19 protein-coding genes are annotated in these 20086 nt (G+C 65.5%); 12 read left to right on the forward strand and 7 right to left on the reverse strand.

From position 1 onward, the window contains the following. The first annotated feature begins 455 nt into the window (after positions 1-455). From EBB56_RS20475 to EBB56_RS20485, 3 genes are read left to right on the forward strand one after another with little or no spacing between them, the layout of a single operon-like run. Positions 456-1427 (forward strand): tripartite tricarboxylate transporter substrate binding protein, encoded by a 972-nt coding sequence (locus EBB56_RS20475; protein WP_045993528.1) that lies wholly within the window; start codon positions 456-458, stop codon positions 1425-1427. A 46-nt stretch (positions 1428-1473) separates the two neighbouring features. Then, positions 1474-2013 carry a tripartite tricarboxylate transporter TctB family protein gene (locus tag EBB56_RS20480; RefSeq protein WP_045993527.1) on the forward strand — a complete coding sequence of 180 codons (540 nt, stop codon included), beginning with the start codon at positions 1474-1476 and terminating at the stop codon, positions 2011-2013. Between the two features lie 3 nt (positions 2014-2016). Continuing rightward, entirely contained in the window at positions 2017-3531 is a 1515-nt protein-coding gene (locus tag EBB56_RS20485) for a tripartite tricarboxylate transporter permease (protein ID WP_124805203.1), read from the forward strand. 204 nt (positions 3532-3735) lie between these two features. Here the strand turns inward: EBB56_RS20485 and hmpA are convergent, their stop codons facing one another. Continuing rightward, on the reverse strand, positions 3736-4920 hold the full coding sequence (gene hmpA, locus EBB56_RS20490; RefSeq protein ID WP_124805204.1) for an NO-inducible flavohemoprotein: 1185 nt from the start codon (positions 4918-4920) through the stop codon (positions 3736-3738). Between the two features lie 490 nt (positions 4921-5410). Between hmpA and norR the strand changes: the two genes are divergently transcribed. The 8 genes from norR (at position 5411) to EBB56_RS20530 (ending at position 14015) form a co-directional block, all read left to right on the forward strand. After that, complete coding sequence (gene norR, locus EBB56_RS20495; protein WP_221621218.1) at positions 5411-7000, forward strand: nitric oxide reductase transcriptional regulator NorR; 1590 nt, start codon at positions 5411-5413, stop codon at positions 6998-7000. A 186-nt stretch (positions 7001-7186) separates the two neighbouring features. Further along, entirely contained in the window at positions 7187-8371 is a 1185-nt protein-coding gene (locus EBB56_RS20500; RefSeq protein ID WP_124805206.1) for an NnrS family protein, read from the forward strand. 6 nt (positions 8372-8377) lie between these two features. After that, positions 8378-8767, forward strand: a complete 390-nt coding sequence (locus tag EBB56_RS20505) for a SirB2 family protein (RefSeq protein WP_124805207.1) — start codon at positions 8378-8380, stop codon at positions 8765-8767. A 286-nt stretch (positions 8768-9053) separates the two neighbouring features. After that, positions 9054-9506 (forward strand): cytochrome c, encoded by a 453-nt coding sequence (locus tag EBB56_RS20510; protein WP_045993522.1) that lies wholly within the window; start codon positions 9054-9056, stop codon positions 9504-9506. Between the two features lie 82 nt (positions 9507-9588). Beyond that, positions 9589-10929 (forward strand): cbb3-type cytochrome c oxidase subunit I, encoded by a 1341-nt coding sequence (locus EBB56_RS20515; RefSeq protein WP_108132122.1) that lies wholly within the window; start codon positions 9589-9591, stop codon positions 10927-10929. A 52-nt stretch (positions 10930-10981) separates the two neighbouring features. Beyond that, complete coding sequence (locus EBB56_RS20520) at positions 10982-11809, forward strand: CbbQ/NirQ/NorQ/GpvN family protein (protein ID WP_124805208.1); 828 nt, start codon at positions 10982-10984, stop codon at positions 11807-11809. 8 nt (positions 11810-11817) lie between these two features. After that, on the forward strand, positions 11818-13809 hold the full coding sequence (locus EBB56_RS20525; RefSeq protein ID WP_124805209.1) for a nitric oxide reductase activation protein NorD: 1992 nt from the start codon (positions 11818-11820) through the stop codon (positions 13807-13809). Between the two features lie 5 nt (positions 13810-13814). Next, positions 13815-14015, forward strand: a complete 201-nt coding sequence (locus tag EBB56_RS20530) for a hypothetical protein (protein WP_108132212.1) — start codon at positions 13815-13817, stop codon at positions 14013-14015. Positions 14016-14055: 40 nt separating this feature from the next. Here the strand turns inward: EBB56_RS20530 and EBB56_RS20535 are convergent, their stop codons facing one another. The 6 genes from EBB56_RS20535 to EBB56_RS20560 all read right to left on the reverse strand — a co-directional run bounded on the left by EBB56_RS20535 (position 14056) and on the right by EBB56_RS20560 (position 17781). Continuing rightward, on the reverse strand, positions 14056-14403 hold the full coding sequence (locus EBB56_RS20535) for a hypothetical protein (protein ID WP_108132124.1): 348 nt from the start codon (positions 14401-14403) through the stop codon (positions 14056-14058). Further along, complete coding sequence (locus EBB56_RS20540) at positions 14400-14831, reverse strand: cytochrome C oxidase subunit IV family protein (RefSeq protein ID WP_124805210.1); 432 nt, start codon at positions 14829-14831, stop codon at positions 14400-14402. Before EBB56_RS20540 ends, EBB56_RS20535 begins: the two co-directional genes overlap by 4 nt. A 5-nt stretch (positions 14832-14836) precedes the next feature. Beyond that, positions 14837-15403 (reverse strand): cytochrome c oxidase subunit 3, encoded by a 567-nt coding sequence (locus EBB56_RS20545; protein ID WP_260425404.1) that lies wholly within the window; start codon positions 15401-15403, stop codon positions 14837-14839. 98 nt (positions 15404-15501) lie between these two features. Continuing rightward, the gene (locus EBB56_RS20550; RefSeq protein ID WP_124805212.1) at positions 15502-15972 is read right to left on the reverse strand and encodes a hypothetical protein; all 471 of its coding nucleotides are present in this window, start codon (positions 15970-15972) and stop codon (positions 15502-15504) included. 16 nt (positions 15973-15988) lie between these two features. After that, positions 15989-17314, reverse strand: a complete 1326-nt coding sequence (locus tag EBB56_RS20555; protein ID WP_287163955.1) for a cytochrome D1 domain-containing protein — start codon at positions 17312-17314, stop codon at positions 15989-15991. Beyond that, on the reverse strand, positions 17311-17781 hold the full coding sequence (locus EBB56_RS20560) for a cytochrome c (RefSeq protein ID WP_311767543.1): 471 nt from the start codon (positions 17779-17781) through the stop codon (positions 17311-17313). Before EBB56_RS20560 ends, EBB56_RS20555 begins: the two co-directional genes overlap by 4 nt. A 570-nt stretch (positions 17782-18351) precedes the next feature. Between EBB56_RS20560 and EBB56_RS20565 the strand changes: the two genes are divergently transcribed. Next, a complete protein-coding gene (locus EBB56_RS20565; protein ID WP_124805214.1) occupies positions 18352-20076 on the forward strand; it encodes a nitrite reductase in 1725 nt (574 codons plus the stop codon). Positions 20077-20086 lie beyond the last annotated feature (10 nt).

Genomic DNA, 20086 nt, shown 5'->3' on the forward strand with positions numbered 1-20086 from the left:
CTCCATGACAGGGACCAGGTGCATTGTCAGTCGAGGCCCTCCAGCCTTGGCTGGGGCGACGGTGCCTGCGGGTCCTGGCGGTGCGGAGCTGCTGTCCTGGCGCGTCTAGACAAGGTCATGCTCCAGCGTGGCGGTAAAGTCTTTATCGCACTCGAGGACCGCGCCTTCTTGTGGTGCCCAGTTGATGAAGCGCCTTCTTATGGCGCCCGATGCCGCGCCGACAGACGGATATCCCTCACTAAAGTCGCATTTCGCAGTCGTCATGCTCTGGCTATCTTGGGTACACGAATACTTTGTATGATGTAATACCTTAAGTGCAAAAGCCGAAGTAGTCGTCACAAGAGCAGCAACCACAAGAGCAGCAGTCCCCACAGGAACGGCCACACCGCGTTGCGTCGGCCGTCCCCGCAAGCCAACAACAAGCACTGCCCTGACGGTGGCAAGGAGTGGATGAGATGCGCAAGTCGATGAGCATGACCCTGGGTGGCCTGGCGCTGGTCGCCAGTGCCTCGGTCGCGGCGGACTATCCGGAGCGCGACGTTCGCATGATCGTGCCCTGGGGCGCCGGCGGCGGTACCGACGGTATCGTGCGCAAGATCTCCAACCTGGCCGAGGAGCCGCTGGGGGGCACCGTCTACGTCGAGAACATCGAAGGCGGCATGAGCGCCAACGGCCTGGTGCAGGCGCTGGGCGCGCGCCCCGATGGCTACACCCTGATCGCGCTGACCTACGACAGCGTCGTCACCATCCCGTGGCAGGGAATGCTGGCCGGCTATGATATCGACAAGCTGGATCTGATCGCGCGGATCACCAGTGAGCCGGACGCCGTCGTGGTGCCGGAGGATTCGCGCTTCGATAGCCTCGAGGCATTGATCGAAGCCGCCAGGGCCGCGCCCGGGGAGATCCGCGCCGGTATTCAGAACATGGGCTCGCGGACCCACCTGACGCTGCTGCAACTGCAGGACCAGGCCGAGGTGGAGTTCAAGATCGTCTCCTATCCCGGTGGTGCGGCGCCCCAGAAGGAGGCCCTGCTCAACGGCGAGGTGGACCTGGCGCTGACCAGCCTCGGTGACTTCGAATCGCTGATCTCGGCGGGTGACGCCCGTGGCCTGGTGGAGTTCACCGACGTCCAGAGCGAGAGCTTCCCCGACGTGCCCCCGGCAACCGAGCTGGGCTACGACATCCAGATGGGCAGTTTCGTGATCCTGGCGGCGCCTGCCAATACGCCGGACGACGCCGTGACGGCCCTCGAGGCGGCCTATCAGCAGGCCTACGACAGCGAGGAATTCCAGACCTGGCTGGTCGACGTCGGTGTCACCCCCAACTGGCTGGGCACCGATGAGGTCGAGGACTGGGCCGAACAGACCCAGGGTGAGCTGTTCGCACGCATGGACGAGCTGAAGGAAGCCGGCCTGATCGGCCAGTAAGCCCGCGCCGCCACCGCGGTGGCGGCTCTTTTCCGGAGGACTCCCGATGAAATCGCTCTCCCGCCTGGGGACCTGGCTGACGGGGCCGACAGGTGTCGTCGTCTGCCTGTTGGCCCTGACCCTGATCTATCTGCTCGAGGCGTTCAAGATCGCCCCGCCCATCAAGAACGGGGCCCTGACCGCCTCCTTCTTCCCGGTGGCGCTCGCCGTGGTCATGCTGCTGGCGCTGGGTGGCGTGATCCTCGCCGATCGACGCGAGGCGGCCAGTGGCGAGGCTGGTGGCGAGGCCGGCGCCGGGGAAAGCGACGAGGGAGGCGACGACCATGGAGATGCAAAGGTGGCGGCGTGGCGAGGGCCGGTGGCGGTCACCCTGCTCACCGCCGTCTATATCGCCCTGTTTGCCCACCTTGGCTACTTCATCGCCACCTTCCTCTACGCCTTCAGCATGACGCTGGCTTTCGCCACCGGGCGGCCCTCGCCGCAGGCGCTTGGGTTCAAGGCGCTGGTGGCCGGCGTGATCACCCTGCTGGGATACGGGCTCTTCGAGCTGGTGTTCCAGGTTCGCCTGCCGACGCCCTGGATCTGACCCATGGACTATCTGATCGAACTCTCCAAGGGCCTTGCCGTGCTGATGCAGCCCGACATCCTGCCCTACCTGATCGGCGGCTACCTGATCGGCACCTTCTTTGGCGCCGTGCCGGGGCTCACCTCGATGCTGGCCATCGCCCTGCTGCTGCCGTTGACCTACAGCCTCGACATCACCGCGGCGCTGGTCGCCTGCGCCGCCATCTTCATGGCCGGCATGTGCAGTGGCAGCATCACCGCCACCACCATCAATATTCCCGGTGCCCCGGCCTCGATGATGACCGCCATAGAGGGCTACCCCATGCAGCAGCGGGGCGAGGGCGCCAAGGCGCTGGGCCATGCCGCCCTGGCGTCGATGATCGGCGGCGCCCTGGGTGCCATCATGCTGATGGTGATGGCGCCGCTGGCCACCGAGGCGGCGCTGCTGATTCGCACACCGGGCAAGTTCTCGCTGATCGCCTTCGCCCTGATCGTGATCGTCATCTCCCAACGTGGGGCCATCTCCAAGGGCCTGGTCGCCACCACCCTGGGGGTGATGGTGGCCACCGTCGGTATCGACGTGATGCAGCCGGTCACCCGCTTCACCTTCGGCACCGGCGTGCTGATGCAGGGCATCGACATCATGCCGCTGGTCATCGGCGCCTTCGCCGTCAGTGAGCTGCTGGTGCAGTCGCAGAACCGCGCCTCGCGCACCGTCGAGGTCGACGCCATCAAGGCCAGCGTCATTCGCCGCCGGGACTTTATTCCACCCTGGCACGAGGTGCGTGAAATCGGCGTCTATCGCTACGTCAAGACCGCCATCATCGGCTACAGCGTCGGCGTGCTGCCGGGCGCCGGAGGCTCCATGGCGGCCTTTGTCGCCTACGCCGAGTCCATGCGCAGCTCACGCCACCCGGAGAAGTACGGCAAGGGTTCGGTGGAAGGCATCGCGGCGGCGGAGGGCGCCAACAACGCCATGTGCAGCGGCGCCTTCGTGCCGATGCTGTCGTTCGGTATTCCCGGTGATCCCACCACCGCCATCGTGCTGGGCGTGCTGGTGATCAACGGTCTGCAGCCCGGGCCGCAGTTCCTCGACAGTCAGCTTGCGCTGGTGGCACCGATGTTCATGGCGCTGCTGGTGGCGGCCCTGGTGATGGTGCCGCTGACGCTCTACGTGCTGGGGCCCTGGTTCGTGCGGATCGTCTCGATCCGCCGCGATGTGCTCTACGCCAGCATCGCGGTGATCGCGCTGGTCGGCTGTTACGTGGCTACCTACTCGATCTTCCAGATGGGACTGGCGCTGGTGTTCGGGGTGCTCCCCTTCCTGCTGCGGCGCCAGGGCTATCCGGTGGCCTGCCTGCTGCTCGGCTTCGTGCTCGGCCCGAGCCTGGAGGAATACTGCCGACGCTCGCTGTCGCTGTCCGACGGCAACCCGCTGATCTTCCTCACCAGTCCCGACAGCCTGTTCTTCCTGGCGCTGACCGGGGTGTTCTACTACTTCATGGTGGTGAGAAAGCCCGAGGCGCGACAGCACGCCTGAGCCTCTGGTTGGTGAAAGACCGCCGCAAGACACGACAAGGCCGCGCCCTCGGGCGCGGCCTTGTCGTGGTGGGCTGAGTGGAACGCGACGGTCAGACGTGCTTGTCAGGCGACGCTACTGGTGTTGCTGAGCGGACGCGAGGGACCGAAGTTTTCATGACGGCGGCGCAGCGCAGACACGTCGAACAAGATAGCCAGCTGCGGCTCAGGCGACGCTACTGCTGTTGCTGAGCGGACGCGAGGGACCGAAGTGCTCGTAGTGACGGCGCTGCTCGGGGATACCCAGTTCTGCCAGATGGCTGTCGATGGCGCTCATGAAGGGCGGCGGGCCGACGAAGTAGCACTGAGCGTCGCCGCCGGGCAGCAGGCGGGCCAGCAGCTCACGCTCGAGGCGGCCCTTGATGTCGCCGCCGTCGCCTTCCTCGTAGGCGCAGACCCGGGTCAGCAGTTGCGGATAGTCTCGGGCAAGGGCCTCGACCTCGCCACGGAAGGCGTGGTGGTCGATGTTCCGGGCAGCGTGGACGTAGCAGACCCGGCGTCCCTGGGCCAGGGCCTGGCGCGCCAGCGGCAGCATCGGTGTCTGGCCGACACCGCCGCTGATCAGCATCACCGGCGCGTCGCCATCGTCCAGGGTCAGCTCACCGGCGGGGGGCAGCAGTTCCAGGGTGTCGCCGACGCGCATCTGCTGGTGCAGGAAGTTGCTGACCAGACCGCCCGGCTCCTGTTTCACCGAGATACGATAGCTACGGCCGTTGGGGCTGCCGGACAGGCTGTAGTGGCGATGCACGATTGCCTCGTCCACCGCCAGACGCAGGCCGATGTACTGGCCGGGCTCGGCGTCGGCCACCGGCTGGCCGTCGACCGGCTCCAGGGTGAAGGAGCGAATCACCTCGCACTCGCGCTGGATCTGGGCGACACGGAACTCGCGCAGTCCACGCCAGCCGCCGGGGCGATCGGCGAAGGCCTGGTAGCGCTCGGCTTCGGCAGCGATCAACAGCGCGGCCAGGTCGTTGTACAGGGCCGCCCAGGCGTCGGCGATCTCCGGCGTCACCACCTCGCCCAGCACCTCGCCGATGGCGGCCATCAGGCATTCGCCGACGATGGGGTACTGCTCGGGCTGGATGCCCAGCGAGACGTGCTTGCTGATCACCGTCTGCATCGAGTCGATGACCTCCTGGGGCTGGCGGCGCAGGCCGACATAGGCCAGCACCCCTCGCGCCAGCGCCTTCGGCTGGCCACCGTCGGCCTGGTGGGCCTGGTTGAACACCGCCTTGACCTCCGGGTAGCGCTCGAACATCAGCGGATAGAAACGGGCGGTGATGGCGTCGAGGTGTTCGGCGACCAGAGGGGCGGTGGCATCGATGATGGCGTCTTGGGCAGCGGTGGTCATGGCGTCTCCTGTCAGGGATATGGCGCAGCGCGCTCCCACTGTGGCAAAAAACCTTCACCGCGTCGGAGGCCTGGCTCGTTTGGGCCTACTTTTTCTCTACAGCTTGTGAACAGAGCATCGGTTGATATGCCTCGACACCTGCGGTGCTTCCACGGGGTCGGGGCGTATCGCTCGTCGCCTTTCTGTACCCTGTATGGAGCAAGCGATATGCCGCTTCGCTTGAGGTGCGCCAACTTGCCACAGTGTGGGTGATCCAGAGCGGGTAATGAGCGGGCAGTGTGGATCCACAGGGCGCTTGTCGAGAGCGCTGGTCACGCTACCCGGCTCCTTTTTTTCTGGCCCGGTTCCCGGCCACGTTTCCGACCCGATTCTGTCCCGGTATTCGCCCTGGGCAGTGGTAACTCTTGCGAATGAAATCGAGATTGCATGTCGATCTGACACTGCAAGTGCTATCGTTTTGACACTGTTGATAGTCAAAAGGACATTCGAGGTGGTCAGCTTTCTACGACGCCTGCGTGCCCTGCTGCAGCGCCTGGGCGATGAGCAGGGCCCCGAGCTCGCCGAGGCCTGGCAGGGCTTGCTCGAATCACTGGTGGCCCCCACCGCGGCGGATGCCAGCGCGTTGCTGGTGGCGCAGGGCTCCGGTCTCAGGCCGGTGGCCACCATCGGCCTGCCCGAGGGCGTGGCCGGCAGGACCTTCGCCTTGAGCGAGCATCCTCGCCTCGCCGCCATCGCCGAGGCGCCGGGGGTCTGCCGCTTTGCCGCGGACTCGCCCCTTCCTGATCCCTACGACGGGCTGCTGGATGACGGTCTTAGCCCTGTCCATGACTGCCTGGGGGTGGCGTTGCGCGACGGTGATGAGCTGATCGGCATGGTCACCCTGGACGCCCTGACCCCGGGGGCGCTGGCCGAGCTGGATGACCAGGGCCTGCTGGCGGCGGCCGAGTTGCTGGGCACCTGCCTGCGGCTGTCCCGGCGCCTGGACGGCGCCCGCCTGCAGCTCGCCCTGCAGCGCGATGACCACGGCCAGTTGCCACGTCGGCTGACTGGCTGGCGCAGTGGCGCCATGCGCAAGCTGATGGCCTCGGTGGAGCTGGTCGCCGCCACCGACATGAGCGTGCTGGTGCTGGGCGAGACCGGCGTCGGCAAGGAACGCATCGCCCATGCCCTCCATCACGGCTCGCGACGTGCCGATGGGCCACTGGTGGTGGTGAACTGCGCCGCGCTGCCGGCCTCGTTGATCGAGAGCGCCCTGTTCGGCCATCGGCGTGGGGCGTTCTCCGGGGCAACCAGCGACCATCGCGGGCACTTCCAGATGGCCGACGGCGGCACCCTGGTGCTGGACGAGGTGGGGGAGCTGCCGCTGGAGCTGCAGCCGAAGCTGTTGCGGGTGCTGCAGGAAGGCGAGGTCCAGCCGCTGGGCAGCGATCGGCTCCAGCATGTCGACGTTCGGGTGGTCGCGGTGACCAACCGGGATCTTGCCCTGGAGGTCGCCCAGGGACGCTTTCGCGAGGATCTCTATCACCGGCTCAGCGCCTTTCCGCTGGAGGTACCCCCGCTGCGCCAGCGTCCCGAGGACCTGGCGCTGCTGGTCGGACACTTCCTGGAGCAGAACCGGGTGCGTCTCGGCGTCGGCAACCTGCGCCTGAGCGAGGCCGCGCGGGTGTCGCTGGCGGCCTGGCACTGGCCCGGCAATGTACGTGAGCTGGAGTCGCTGCTGGCACGTGCCTCGCTGTTGGCATTGGCCTCGGTGGACGTGCTCGGGACGCCCGATGCTCGCCGCCGTAGCGTACGCATCGAGGTCGAGCACCTGGGGCTGGCGCCGGCGACAGCCCGGGTCACTGGCGCGCCCGCAGCGCAAGGCGACACGTCTCGAAGCGCCGTGTCGCCGGCCGATCGTCCAGCGGGCGAGGTGCTGGATCGAGAGCCCTCGCTGCGGGAGGCCACCGAGGCCTTTCAGCGCGAGCGCATCCGGCAGGCCCTGGACACTGAAGGCAACTGGGCAGGGGCGGCTCGCCGGCTGGGGCTGGACCCCGGCAATCTGCATCGCCTGGCGCGGCGGCTGGGGCTAAAGGCCTGATTCTGTCCTGGTCATCGCCAAGGGCGTGCGAGGCTGTCGCGGGGTTGGGGCTGGGGTGGGAGATGCAGGGCTTGCCAGGGTGAGTCAGGTTTGCGGCATCGGCAGTGCCTTTGATGTGCATCATGGTGATGTTGTCCAAAGCGGGCCAGACTTCACAAGACCAAGTGAATTACTCAGGTACTCGCCATGTCATCCGTCGCCGCTCGTCTGCCTCTTGCGCGCCTCGCCTTTCGTCCCTTCTTCCTGCTGGCGGCGGCCTTCAGCGTGGTGGCCCTGCTGGTGTGGCTCGCTTTCTGGCACGGCATCTTCGTGCTGTCGCCCCGGGCGGGCATGCTGTGGTGGCACCAGCACGAGATGCTGTTCGGTGTGGTGGGGGCGGTGGTGTCGGGGTTCTTGCTGACCGCGGTGCAGACCTGGACCGGCCTCAGGGGGCTGCATGGCGCCCCGCTGCTGGGGCTCGTCGCACTGTGGCTGGCGGCCAGGCTGGGGCTGGCCTTTCCCGTCTTGCCCCAGGCGCTGGTGATGGCGCTGGACGTGGGCTTTCTGCTGATCGTCTGCGCCGTGATGGCGGTGATGGTGATCCGGGCGAAGCGCTGGCGCAACCTGATCTTCGTGCCGGTGCTGGCGATCCTCGCCGGTGCCAACCTGGGCAGCCATCTGGGCGTGCTCCAGGGTGACCCTGAGCTGGTGCGCCAGTCGTCCTACCTGGCGGTGCTGCTGGTAACGCTGATCATGGGGGTGCTGGGCGGTCGGGTGATCCCGATGTTCACCGCCAACCGGCTGGGCCTGAAGCGCCGCCCGGCGCTGCCCTGGCTCGAGGGGCTGGCGCTCGGCAGCCTGGCGCTGGCGGTGGTGCTGCAGCTTGCACGCACCCTGGGTGGCGGTCTGCCCGACAGCGTACTGGCGCTGGCGCTGCTGGTGGCGGCGCTGGCCCACCCGCTGCGCCTGATACGCTGGCAAGGCCGCGCCACCGGACGTGAACCCCTGCTGTGGAGCCTTCACCTGAGCTACGCCTTCGTGCCGCTGGGGCTTTTGCTGTGGGCCCTGGGGCTGTGGGGCGTCGGCCGGGCTGAGCTGGGTGTCCACGCCATCACCGTGGGTGCCATGGGCACCATGATGCTGTCGATGATGTCGCGGGTGTCGCTGGGCCATACCGGCCGCCCCATGCGCTGTCTGCCGGGCATCGGCGTGGCTCTCGGCCTGCTGGTGGCGGCGGGACTGTCGCGCTCGCTGGTGCTGGCGCTGTGGCCCTCGGTCACCCACTGGGTCTACAGCCTGAGCATCCTCCTGTGGTGTCTCGGCTACGCCATCTTTCTGGCCCACTATGGACCGATTCTCGGCAGTCCGCGTGTCGACGGTCAGGACGGCTAGGCTCAGATGTTACCGCTCTACCTCACCCTCAAGTCCCTGCATGTATCGCTGGCGCTGGTCAGCGGTGCCCTCTTCGCCCTGCGCGCCCTGTGGTCGGTGACCGGCTCTTCCTGGCTAAAGCGCCCCTGGGTGCGTGTGCTGCCCCATCTGCTCGATACCCTGCTGCTGGCGGCGGGGCTGTCGCTGATGGTGCTCACCACCCAGTGGCCTCACCAGACGCCATGGCTGGCGGCCAAGCTGACCGCCCTGCTGGGCTACATCGGCTTCGGCAGTCTGGCGCTTCGACGAGCTGCCAGCGTTCGAACGCGGGCGCTGTCGGCCTGCCTGGCGCTGCTGATCTTCGTCTATATGCTTGGCGCCGCGCACCGACACAGCGTCCTGTCCTGGCTGGTATAGCCTCTTTATTGCAATGCATTGATTTACCTCAATGGCGTTGGTTTTTTCTCCTTTCAGCGGCGATATTGTCGTCATCTTGTCTCGTCAATTTCATCGTTTATCGCCGATAGTCCAGGCGACTGTTTAAGTGGTTGATGGGGCGAATCAATCAAGAATTTTGGTGATGCATGTCATATTCCGAGTGTTTAACTCAGGTATAGAAGAGCGCTCCTCAATACAATGGTCAACGGGGCCAGGGAGGTCTGACTCTCCGGCACCATGGGCCAAACAATGAGGAGACGTGGTCATGGCCGAGGGTCTGACAAAATCCGCAGCACGCAACATCTTCTACGGGGGCTCACTGTTCTTTTTCCTGATCTTTGTAGCGCTGACTGCTCACAGTCACTGGTACATCGTGACGGAGTCCACCAGCGCACTTCCGCTGACCGATTCGGTACGCGAAGGCAAGCATGTGTGGGAAAAGAACATGTGTATCAACTGTCACAGCATCATGGGCGAGGGGGCCTATTTTGCGCCTGAACTGTCCAATGTCTGGACCCGCTATCACGGGCGCGAAAACCCCGAGGCGGCAAGGGCGGGACTGGCGGCCTGGATGCGCGCTCAGCCGCTGGCCGTACCAGGGCGGCGCAAGATGCCGCAGTTCGATCTGAGCGACGAGGAAATGACCTCGCTGATCGATTTCCTCGAGTGGACCGACGCTATCGATGATCAGAACTGGCCGCCCCACGTATCGGGATAGGTCGGTGGGTTCGCGTGACATATCGACAAGATCGCAATGGCGTACGCGTCGCGTGAGGGGAAACCGTGGAGGAACATGAAAAATGAAATATGAAACACAGAAGGTGGCCTACGCCTTCTTCCTGGTGGCGATGGGGCTTTTTGCCCTTCAGCTGGTGTTTGGCATCATGGCGGCGCTGGTCTACGTCTTTCCAGACTTCCTGGCGCAGTTGATGCCGTTCAACATTATCCGCGTCAGCCATACCAACCTGCTGATCGTGTGGCTATTGATCGGCTTCATGGGCTGCACCTACTACCTGATGCCGGAAGAGGCCGAACGGGAGATTCATAGCCCGATGCTGGCCTACCTGCAGCTGGGCATCTTTGTGGTGGCCGGGGTCGCCGCCCTGGTGTGCTATCAGCTTGGCATCCACGAGGGACGTGAATTCCTCGAGCAGCCCTTCTTCGTCAAGGTGCTGATCACGGTGTCCTTCCTGATCTTCCTCTACAACACCAGCATGACCCTGCTCAAGGGCCGCAAGACCACCATCAATCTGGTGTTGATGCTGGGCCTGTGGCTGGCGGCGGTATTCTGGCTGTTCGCCTTCTACAACCCCGGCAACCTGGCGGTAGACAAGGTCTACTGGTGGTGGGTCGTGCACCTCTGGGTGGAAGGCGTGTGGGAGCTGATCATGGCGTCGCTGCTCGGCTATCTGCTGATCAAGATGTCCGGCGTCGACCGCGAAGTGATCGAGAAGTGGCTCTACGTCATCGTCGGCCTGTCGTTGTTCTCCGGACTGCTGGGCACCGGCCACCACTACTACTGGATCGGTACGCCGGGCTACTGGCAGGCCATCGGCAGCATCTTCTCTACCCTTGAGGTGATTCCGTTCTTCGCCATGGTGGTGTTCGCCTTCGTGATGTTCTGGAAGGGGTCGCGCAACCACCCCAACAAGGCCGCGATGCTGTGGACCATGGGCTGCCCGACGGTCGCCTTCTTCGGCGCCGGCGTGTGGGGCTTCATGCACACCCTGTCGTTCATCAACTACTACTCCCACGGCACCCAGGTCACCGCCGCCCATGGCCACCTGGCGTTCTACGGTGCCTACGTGATGCTGATCCTCGGCGTGATCACCTACGCCATGCCGCAGCTGCGTCGGAGCCAGCCGTTCAACCAGGTGCTCAACATGTGGGGCTTCTGGATTCTGACCTCGGCCATGTGCTTCATGACCTTCACCCTGACCTTCGCCGGTGCGGTGCAGACCCATCTGCAGCGGGTGCTGGGGATGAACTACATGGAGGTGCAGGATCAGCTCGGCCTGTTCTACACCATGCGCCTGGGCACCGGCATCGCGGTGACGGTGGGCGCGGTGCTGCTGCTCTACGCGCTGTTCGGTCCGGCCCGTCGGTCGGCCTCTGGCCAGCCGGCGATGTCCGCCAGCTGAACCCGATCGAGGCCGCCGTCAGGCGGCCTCGATGGTCTCGAGGACCCTGTTCATGACCCAAGCAACCCTGTCTCGGTGCGCGTTGCACCAGGACCTTGTGCGTGACGACATCCCCTTCTACCAGCCGACCGGCCAGGAGGTCGCGCTGTTCGAGCACGCCTACCGCCAGCGTCTGCCGCTGCTGCTGAAGGGGCCGACGGGCTGCGGCAAGACCCGTTTCGTGCGCCATATGGCGGCACGTCTCGGGCTGCCGTTGCACACCGTGGCCTGCCACGACGACCTGACCGCCTCCGATCTGACCGGACGCTATCTGTTGAAGGGCGGTGACACCGCCTGGTCCGACGGCCCCCTGACCCGGGCCGTGCGCGAAGGCGGCATCTGCTACCTCGACGAGGTGGTGGAGGCGCGCAAGGACGTGACCGTGGTGCTGCACCCGCTGACCGACGATCGTCGTCTGCTGCCGCTGGAACGTACCGGCGAGCGACTCGAAGCGCCGGACGACTTCATGCTGGTGGTGTCCTACAACCCTGGCTATCAGCACATTCTCAAGACCTTGAAGCCGAGCACCCGCCAGCGCTTCGTGGCGATCTCGCTGGACTTCCCCGATGCCGACACAGAGGTCGACATCGTCGCCCATGAAAGCGGCCTTTCGCGTGGGCGCTGCGAGGCCCTGGTCAACCTGGCGGCACGCCTGCGGGCAATGAAGGGCCAGGACCTGGAAGAGGGGGTGTCCACTCGCCTGTTGATCTACTGCGCCAGCCTGATCCAGGCCGGCATGCCGGTGCTCGACGCCGCCCGGGCGGCCCTGCTCGAGCCACTCAGTGACGATCCCGACGTGCTCAAGGGCATCGAGGACGTCGTCACCGCCACCTTCGGATAGCCACCACCATGCTGGAGTTTCTCGAGGTCGAGGAGTTCGTCGGCCGTCACTGGCACCGCTGGGCGTCACGCGCCGCCAGCTACCCGGAGTATCCCGAGGCGGCGGTGACCCTCGATGAGGTGTCGCGCTCGCTGGGGGTGCTGTTTCGCGCCAGCGGCGGCGACCCCGGCGTCACCCTGGACGCGATCGGCAAGCGCGCCTCGCGCCATCGCCTGTCACTGCGTCAGCGCCTGGGCTTCGACGAGGAGGCGCTGGAGGTCTCGCGGCGTGACGACGAGCACCTGCTGCTGCCGCAGCGACTGGCGCTGTTGCCTGAGGTTGAGCTCAATCGCGATCTATATCGCTGGCTGGCCATGTCGCTGGCCGAGCGCCGTCCCGTGGCGCATCGTGACGATCCACTCGAACAGGATCTGGTGCGCCTGGCCGAGGCCCGGCGCTCAACCGAGGTGACGCTTGCGCGCTATCCCGGCTTTGTCCGGCGCCATGCCCGGCTGTGCCAGGCGCTGCTCGCCGTGCGTCCTCGGCGTCGCGGCCTGCCTCCGCAAGAAGCTGCGGTCGAGACACTGGTCCGGCGCCTGCTGGGCGATAACCGATCCTTCGATAGCGAGGCCCAGACGCAAGACAGTCCCGAAGGCGACGCACGCCAGTGGTGGTCCTGGCTGCAGGCGGCGGATGGCCAAGGGCGCCCGTCGGTGCGCGCGCCACGGGGGTATCGGCCCTTTCTGCCGGTGCCGCTATGGGGCGAGGCGTCGACGCTCGAGTGCGTCTCGAGGTCGACCGATGAGGATGACGAGGACGAAGACGAAGAGACGGCTCCGCCCCAGGCCGCCGAGGTGGAAGGTGCCCGGCGCAAGGCCGAGCGTCGCTACCAGGATCAGGCCGAGCGAGACGACCCGCTGATGCTCAATGCCTCGGAAAAGATGCTGTCCTGGGCGGAGATGGTCAACGTCAACCGCCACCTGGATGACGAGGAGGAAGACGCCGCGCGCGAGGCGGCCGACCAGATCGACGAGATCACCTTGAGCCGCAACCGGCGACGCGCCGCCTCACGCCTGAAGATGTCGCTGGACCTGGCGCCCGACGCCGCCTGTGGCGAGTCGCTGGCCGCCGGTTCCAGCGCCGAGCACCTCTATCCTGAGTGGAACTACCGCAAGGGCCGGCTGTTGCTGGCTCACTGCCGGGTGATCGCCGAACCTGCCATCGAGGAGGGCGAGCCCTGGCAGGGCGACGAGGCGGCCACTCGCCGGGTACGCCGGGTGCGCCGCCAGTTCGAGGCCCTGCGGCCTCGGCGAGAGTGGCTGCGGGGCCAGGCGGACGGTGACGAGCTGGACCTGGACGCCCTGGTCCGCAGTCGCTGCGACCTGGCCGCCGGCGGTCAGGCCAGCGACCGCCTGTTCGTCGACGCCAGGCCCCAGGGGCGTGATCTGGCGGTGTCCATCCTGATCGACGTGTCGCTGTCCACCGATGCCTGGCTGGAAAGTCGCCGCGTGCTCGACGTGGCCCAGGAAGCGCTGATGGTACTGGGCCACGGCATCACCGGCTGCGGCGACGACGTCAGCATCCACAGCTTTACCTCCCAGCGCCGGCATCGGGTCTGGGTCAGGCAGTTGAAGGCCTTCGACGAGGCCATGGGCGAGCGGGTGGAGCGACGCATTTCGGCGCTGACGCCGGGGCATTACACCCGCATGGGACCGGCCATTCGCCACCTGGCCAGAGAGCTGGGCCAACACCCCAGAAGACATCGGTTGCTGCTGGTGCTGACCGACGGCAAGCCCAACGACACCGACTACTACGAGGGGCGCTACGCCATCGAGGACACCCGCCACGCGGTGCGCGAGGCGGCGCGAGAGGACGTGCGGGTATTCGGGGTGACCATCGATCGCGAGGCCAGTCGCTATCTTGGCCGCATCTTCGGTCGAGGGGGCTACGCTATCGTGCCGCGCCCGGAGCATCTCGCCCTGGCGCTGCCGGGCATCTACCGACAGCTGGTGGCCCAATGAACGTCATGTCTTCGTCACAGACTCGCTGGCGCCAGCGGCTGGCGCTCGCCACCGCCGGCCTTGCGGCGCTGATACTGTTCACGCCGCTGGCCTGGCTGATCCATCACCGTGACTGGGGCATCGTGCTGATGGCGCTGGTGCCCCTTGCGGTCTGGCTTACCCTGCGGCTCTGGCGCCGGCTCGAACGCTGGGCGCTGCGGGGCTGAGTGGTCGGTCGCTCGCCGTTGGCCGTCAGTCGCGAGCCGTTCAGCGCACCAGGTCGTTGATGCCGGTGATCTCGTAGCAGAAACGGGCGCTGCCGGTGCGGTAGGTATCGACGCGATAGACGCGCTGGCCAAGGGCCACGGCGGGGGATGAGAAGTTCAGCGCACTCTCGGTGCAGTCGCCGTAGCCCCAGCGGATCTGGTAGTGATCATCGCCCGCTCGATCCAGCACGAAGGGGTAGGTCACCAGTTCCTCTTCCGCGCGGTCGCGGGCGAAGCCGTAGACCTGAGTCGAGGTCAGGTCGCCTCGGTCGTTGACCACCGCCACCAGGCGAATGGTCTCGCCGGGGTCTTCCTCGAAGGTCATGTCGATTTCCACGGCCTTGTTCATCTGGGCTCCTGTGCCTGTCGTTCGTTGTGTCGTTCGAAGTGTCGTTCAGTGTGTCTATCGCTGCGTCGATCAGTGGTGTTGTTCGTTTTGGTGCTGTGGATCGAGACCGGGATGGTGGTCGCACCGGAGGTCGCACCAGGAGCCTCGATCCAGCGAGGCAGCAGTCCAGCAGCCGCCAGCCCAAGCCCCATCGCCCCGACCAGTACCAAGAGTCCCCCTCGCCAGGAGGTAGGGGCAATACGCAGGTTGAGGTAGATGGAGAGAATCTGTTGCGCCTTGACCAGACTGGCAACGAGCACCAGCGCCAGGGCCCAGAGCGCCAGCGGGCCGCGATGCAGCGCGCCGCTGGCCATGGCGATGAGGGTCATGGCCATCAACAGGGCCCAGGTGCGCCACAGGCGTCTGCGCTGAGTATCCGTGTCATGCATTGTCGTCACCGCACCAGATAGAGCAGGGGATACAGCAGTACCCAGATCAGATCGACCATGTGCCAGAAGGCGCAGACGGTCTCCACGGTGTCCGCTCGCGGGCGCCAGATCGCGACGCCCAGCAGGCACAGGCCAAAGATGACGTGGGCGGCGTGAAAGCCGGTCAGGCCGATGTAGAAGGTGAAGAAGTTGCCGCTGTCCGGCAGTGGGCCGGTGAAGAACTCGAGGTGATACTCGACGGCCTTGATCAGACAGAAGGCCATGCCCAGCGCTGCGGCCAGGCCCAGCCACTGGCGTATCCGGCGCACGCGCAGGGCGTGGGGAGGACACTGGGACTGCGTGACCGCCATCGCCGCGGCAAGGCCACTGGTGAGCAGCACCAGGGTATTGAGGCCGCCAAGCAGCGGCTCGAGATGGCGTTGCCCGGCGAGAAAACCCTCGGGGTCGAGTACCCGCTGCCAGGCAAAGACGCCAAAGAAGGCGGCAAACACCAGCAGCTCACTGATGATCAGCACCCAGATCAGCGGGTTGCCCGGCAGGCCCGACAGCGGCCCCCAGCCAGGGTTGGGCAAGCCAGAGCCTGGAACGCCAGAACCCGGCATGCCAGAGCCCTGAAAACCAGAGTCCTGAGTACCAGAACCCGGCATGCCAGAGGCGCCGTGATCGAGGTTCACCGGTCGGTGTCCGTAAAGCGCACGCGGCAGCCACCCAGCAGCGGGGACAGGGGGCGCGGGACGGGCAGGTGGTGCAACAGCCGGCGGATACCCAGGGCGCAGCGTCCCACCATCCAGATGAGCGCCAGGGTGAAGCCCAGATAGCCGTAGGCCCAGCCGGTGAGCCCCGGCAGGTTGATGTGCCCGATCAGCCCCCACAGGCCAAGGCCGATCGCCCCGGCCAGCACGCCGTACCAGAAGGTCGCCAGCTGAAAGCGCAGGTGGCTCACCAGCACCGCATCGGTGGGTCTTCTGATGGCCAGCCAAAGATGAGCGACAAGCGCACTGACGGGGGCGGTCACCACCGCCATGACGCTGCCCAGCATCAGGGCGTAGAGCAGCAGCACCTTGCGCTGCCCGGAAGGCGTCGTGACGACGGTGGTCTGTTGTGATTGCGACTGGCGAGTTTCCAGCGAAGCAGGGTGCATGGCGTTCTCCCGCGGCCTACAGGCCGATGCGATGGGCTCGATCGGTGAAGAAGATGCCACTGGGCGACTCGGCCTCCAGGGTCGCCAGGCGCTCGAAGGTGGCGGTGTCGTAGACCACCACCTGGTCGGAGTCCCGCGCCGAGATCCAGACCTCCTCGCCGCGCGGGCTGAACTCCATGTGCAGTACCGCCTGGCCGGGGGTCAGGGTGCGGATGATCTCGCCGCTTTCACTGTCGATGACCTGGACCACATCGTTGTCGGGGTGGGCGAAGTTGACCCACAGCTGGCGCTGGTCCGGCCGGCTCATCACGAACACCGGCTGCCCGTGCACCGCAATCCGTCGCTCCAGGCGCCAGTCGTCGAGGTTCGCCATCAGCACCTCGTGGCGACCCACCGCCGGCCACCAGGCGTGGTCGTTGGCGATGGTCCAGCCCTCCAGGTGGGGCATCTTGTACACCGGCAGCTTGTCGTCGCCCTGACGATAGCCGGACAGGACCGGCTCGACCCCGTTCTCCGGGTGCCACAGATCCAGGCGCGCCAGGTGGTCCTCGCCGAACAGGCCGGCCACGTAGAAGCGCCCGATGGGATCGATCAGGGCGTCGTAGGGTTTCTCGCCGATATCGGAAAAGCGGGTGATGGCGGGAAGCTCGCTGGCACCTTGTTCGTCCGCGATGAGCGTCGAGGCGTCGAGCACCTGGATCTCGTTGGCGTCCCACAGGCTGTAGACGAAGCGGTTGCCCGGGGCGTCGACCAGGCCGACCACCTTGGACAGCGCCTGACTGCCGTCATCTTGGGTGTAGCGCGCCGGTACCTCGGCCAACAGCTCAAGGCTGTCGGCGTCGAACAGCTTCACGCCGCCCGGCTCGTAGTTGGCCACCGCGATGATGCGGCCGTCCTGGGAGATGGCCCCGCCGATGCTGTTGCCGGACTGCAGCACTCTCTTGTCGATGGTGGCGCACACCAGATCCACCTTGGTCAGACCGCCGTCGCGGCCGAACACGTAGGCGAAGCGCTCGTCGCTGGAGAACTTCACCGAAGCGTGGGACAGATCGCCCAGTCCCTCGACACGAGTGATCACGCGATGCTGGCGGCGGTCGACCAGGGCCAGGCGTCCATCGGCGCGTTCAACCACGACCCCGAGTCCGCCGGTGGCGAGGTTGGCGCAGCTGGCCTCCGGCGTGCCGGCGTCGGTGCTGTGGGCAACGGCGGCTGAGCCGTGCGGGCTCTGACCCCAGGCGATCAGGCCGCAGGCCAGTGCCAGGCCAAGCATGAAGCCCGGGGCGTGAAAGCGCCGAAGACCCTTGGCGGCGGGGGGATGGGGCAATGCAGAACGGTGCCTCATGGGAGCTCCTGAGCGTCGGTGTGCTTGAGCGTCTCGGCGATCCAGCGGGCCTCTTCGGCGCTCAGCAGATCGCGCCAGGGCGGCATGGCGGTGCCGGGCAGGCCTTCGAGGATGATGGTGGTCAGGGTGTCGACGTCGTAGACCGCCAGGCGCTCCTGGGTGAGAGCAGGGCCGAGCCCCCCCTTGAGGGTCATGCCGTGACAGGAACCGCAGTCCTGAAGGAGCAGGTTGCCGAGCGCCTCCGGGTCGACTGCTGCGCCGTTCGAATCTGTCGCTGAAGCGCTGGTCGTTTGCGTCGCCGAGGCGCTGGTCTTGTGTGTCGCCGAGGCGCTGGGCGCAGGCGCCGCCGATGTATCGGCAGCCCATGCTCCCATCAGCAGAAGGCAGGCGAGGGCGGCACGCCATCGTGGCAAAAGCACTGAGCACGTATGGCACCTGAAAGGGTGCTGGGAAATAGGTGTTGCCATCGACAAGTGTCCCCCGGCGAAGGTCCCTGTAGGACCCGACAGTGTCCTTGATTCATCGAAAATATTTATTGATATGGGTCGTCGTTTTATCCCGAAGGTATTGGTGTTTCTTGAAGTGGCAAGCAGTAGTCGAGTTTCGTCCTGCTGTCGATAGCGGCTGGAGCCATTGGATGATGCGCGTCAACGTCTTGATCAAAAAGTACTGAAATGCTCCTTTCGAGGTAGCTCCGAAAGTCTTATTTGGTCATTAAGCTTAAGAAATTAAAGGGGAAAAATTTCTGGTGGTGAGCGGAGGAGTGATTGTTGATAGGGGTCAAGAGTCGGCAAGAGACCCAGTGAAATCGTCGGGAATGCGCGCTTCCATGGTAGGCAGGGCAAACGCGAAGAGAGCGGGCGTCTTCGCGGCCTTCATCTGGAAGGAAGATGTGTCGCTTATCCAGGGAAGGGATTGCCGTACCAAGGGAAATAACTCGCTCAAGAGAAAGCGGAAAACCTGGCGACATTTTCATCTTGTGGCACGACATTGGCGACAGGATGAAAGACACGTGGATCATGACTCGAGGTGAAAAGATGACCAGAAGCGTCACGACTCTCAAGCCCCTTGCCGCAGCGATAGCCATCGTGATTGCAGGCCTGGGAAGCGCCCATGGCGCCGAGAAGAACCTGTCTCCGGAAGAGGCGGCCTACCAGAGCAATCCGTCCGGCGTCGACCCGGCGGCGGTGATGATGCCCGATGAAGAGGGCGCCCCTGCGATGACGCGGGAAGAGTTCGATCACGCCAAGGAGATCTACTTCGAACGCTGTGCCGGCTGTCATGGCGTGCTGCGCAAGGGGGCCACCGGCAAGCCGCTGACCACCGACATCACCCGTGAACGCGGCATGGACTATCTCAAGACCTTCATCACCTACGGCTCACCGGCGGGCATGCCCAACTGGGGTACCTCCGGCCAGCTGACCGATGACGAGATCGAGATGATGGCGAACTACGTCATGCATGAGCCACCGGTACCCCCGGAGTTCGGCCTTGCCGACATGAAGGACAGCTGGACCGTATTCGTGGCGCCGGAAGATCGCCCCACCGAGCAGATGAACGACCTGAACCTGGAGAACCTGTTCTCGGTGACCCTGCGTGACGCCGGCCAGATCGCTCTGATCGACGGCGACAGCAAGGAGATCGTCAAGATCATCGATACCGGTTACGCGGTGCACATCTCGCGGATGTCCGCTTCCGGGCGCTACCTGTTCGTCATCGGCCGCGACGCCAAGGTCGACATGATCGACCTGTGGATGGAAGAGCCGACCACCGTGGCCGAGATCAAGGTGGGTCTCGAGGCGCGTTCGGTGGAGACCTCCAAGTTCGAGGGCTACGAGGACACCTACGCGGTCGCCGGCACCTACTGGCCGCCGCAGTTCGTGATCATGGACGGCGAGACCCTGGAGCCGAAGAAGATCGTCAGCACCCGCGGCATGACGGTGGGCACCCAGGAGTACCATCCGGAGCCCCGTGTGGCGGCCATCGTGGCGTCCCATCAGCACCCGGAGTTCATCGTCAACGTCAAGGAAACCGGCAAGGTCCGTCTGGTCAACTACGAGAACCTGGACGCCCTGTCCAGCGTCGAGATCGACACCTCCCGCTTCCTGCACGACGGTGGCTGGGACAGCAGCGGTCGCTACTTCATGACCGCCGCCAACCAGTCCAACCAGATCGTCGTCATCGATGCCAAGGAGCGTGAGCTCGAGGCGATCATCGACGTGGGCAAGACCCCGCACCCGGGACGTGGCGCCAACTTCGTCGACCCCGAGTTCGGGCCGGTGTGGGCCACCAGCCATCTGGGCGACAACACCATCTCGCTGATCGGTACCGACCCGGAAGGTCATCCGGACCAGGCCTGGACGGTGGTGCGCACCCTGGAAGGTCAGGGTGGCGGCTCGCTGTTCATCAAGACCCACCCCGAGTCCGAGCACCTCTACGTGGACACCGCGCTGAATCCCGACGAGGCCATCAGCCAGAGCGTTGCCGTGTATGACGTCAACGACCTGGAAGAGGGTTTCCAGGTGCTGCCGATCGCCGACTGGGCGGATCTTGGCGAAGGACCCAAGCGGGTGGTGCAGCCGGAGTACAACCGTGCCGGCGACGAGGTCTGGTTCTCGGTGTGGAACACCGCCGATCAGTCTTCCGCGCTGGTGGTGGTCGACGACGAGACGCTGCAGCTGGAAGCGGTGATCAAGGACGAGCGACTGGTCACGCCGACCGGCAAGTTCAACGTCTACAACACCCAGCACGACGTCTACTGACGTCCTCGCG

It is taken from the genome of Halomonas sp. YLB-10 (genome assembly GCF_003856855.1).
Lineage (GTDB): Bacteria > Pseudomonadota > Gammaproteobacteria > Pseudomonadales > Halomonadaceae > Halomonas > Halomonas litopenaei.

Coding starts and splice junctions, on each gene's coding strand:
- hmpA (WP_124805204.1), bottom strand. CDS start 4,920: ATGACCACCGCTGCCCAAGACGCCATCATCGATGCCACCGCCCCTCTG.
- EBB56_RS20535 (WP_108132124.1), bottom strand. CDS start 14,403: ATGAACAAGGCCGTGGAAATCGACATGACCTTCGAGGAAGACCCCGGC.
- EBB56_RS20565 (WP_124805214.1), top strand. CDS start 18,352: ATGACCAGAAGCGTCACGACTCTCAAGCCCCTTGCCGCAGCGATAGCC.
- EBB56_RS20550 (WP_124805212.1), bottom strand. CDS start 15,972: ATGCACCCTGCTTCGCTGGAAACTCGCCAGTCGCAATCACAACAGACC.
- EBB56_RS20475 (WP_045993528.1), top strand. CDS start 456: ATGCGCAAGTCGATGAGCATGACCCTGGGTGGCCTGGCGCTGGTCGCC.
- EBB56_RS20525 (WP_124805209.1), top strand. CDS start 11,818: ATGCTGGAGTTTCTCGAGGTCGAGGAGTTCGTCGGCCGTCACTGGCAC.
- EBB56_RS20505 (WP_124805207.1), top strand. CDS start 8,378: ATGTTACCGCTCTACCTCACCCTCAAGTCCCTGCATGTATCGCTGGCG.
- EBB56_RS20485 (WP_124805203.1), top strand. CDS start 2,017: ATGGACTATCTGATCGAACTCTCCAAGGGCCTTGCCGTGCTGATGCAG.
- EBB56_RS20500 (WP_124805206.1), top strand. CDS start 7,187: ATGTCATCCGTCGCCGCTCGTCTGCCTCTTGCGCGCCTCGCCTTTCGT.
- EBB56_RS20515 (WP_108132122.1), top strand. CDS start 9,589: ATGAAATATGAAACACAGAAGGTGGCCTACGCCTTCTTCCTGGTGGCG.
- EBB56_RS20555 (WP_287163955.1), bottom strand. CDS start 17,314: ATGAGGCACCGTTCTGCATTGCCCCATCCCCCCGCCGCCAAGGGTCTT.
- EBB56_RS20520 (WP_124805208.1), top strand. CDS start 10,982: ATGACCCAAGCAACCCTGTCTCGGTGCGCGTTGCACCAGGACCTTGTG.
- EBB56_RS20530 (WP_108132212.1), top strand. CDS start 13,815: ATGTCTTCGTCACAGACTCGCTGGCGCCAGCGGCTGGCGCTCGCCACC.
- EBB56_RS20480 (WP_045993527.1), top strand. CDS start 1,474: ATGAAATCGCTCTCCCGCCTGGGGACCTGGCTGACGGGGCCGACAGGT.
- EBB56_RS20510 (WP_045993522.1), top strand. CDS start 9,054: ATGGCCGAGGGTCTGACAAAATCCGCAGCACGCAACATCTTCTACGGG.
- EBB56_RS20540 (WP_124805210.1), bottom strand. CDS start 14,831: ATGCATGACACGGATACTCAGCGCAGACGCCTGTGGCGCACCTGGGCC.
- EBB56_RS20560 (WP_311767543.1), bottom strand. CDS start 17,781: ATGGCAACACCTATTTCCCAGCACCCTTTCAGGTGCCATACGTGCTCA.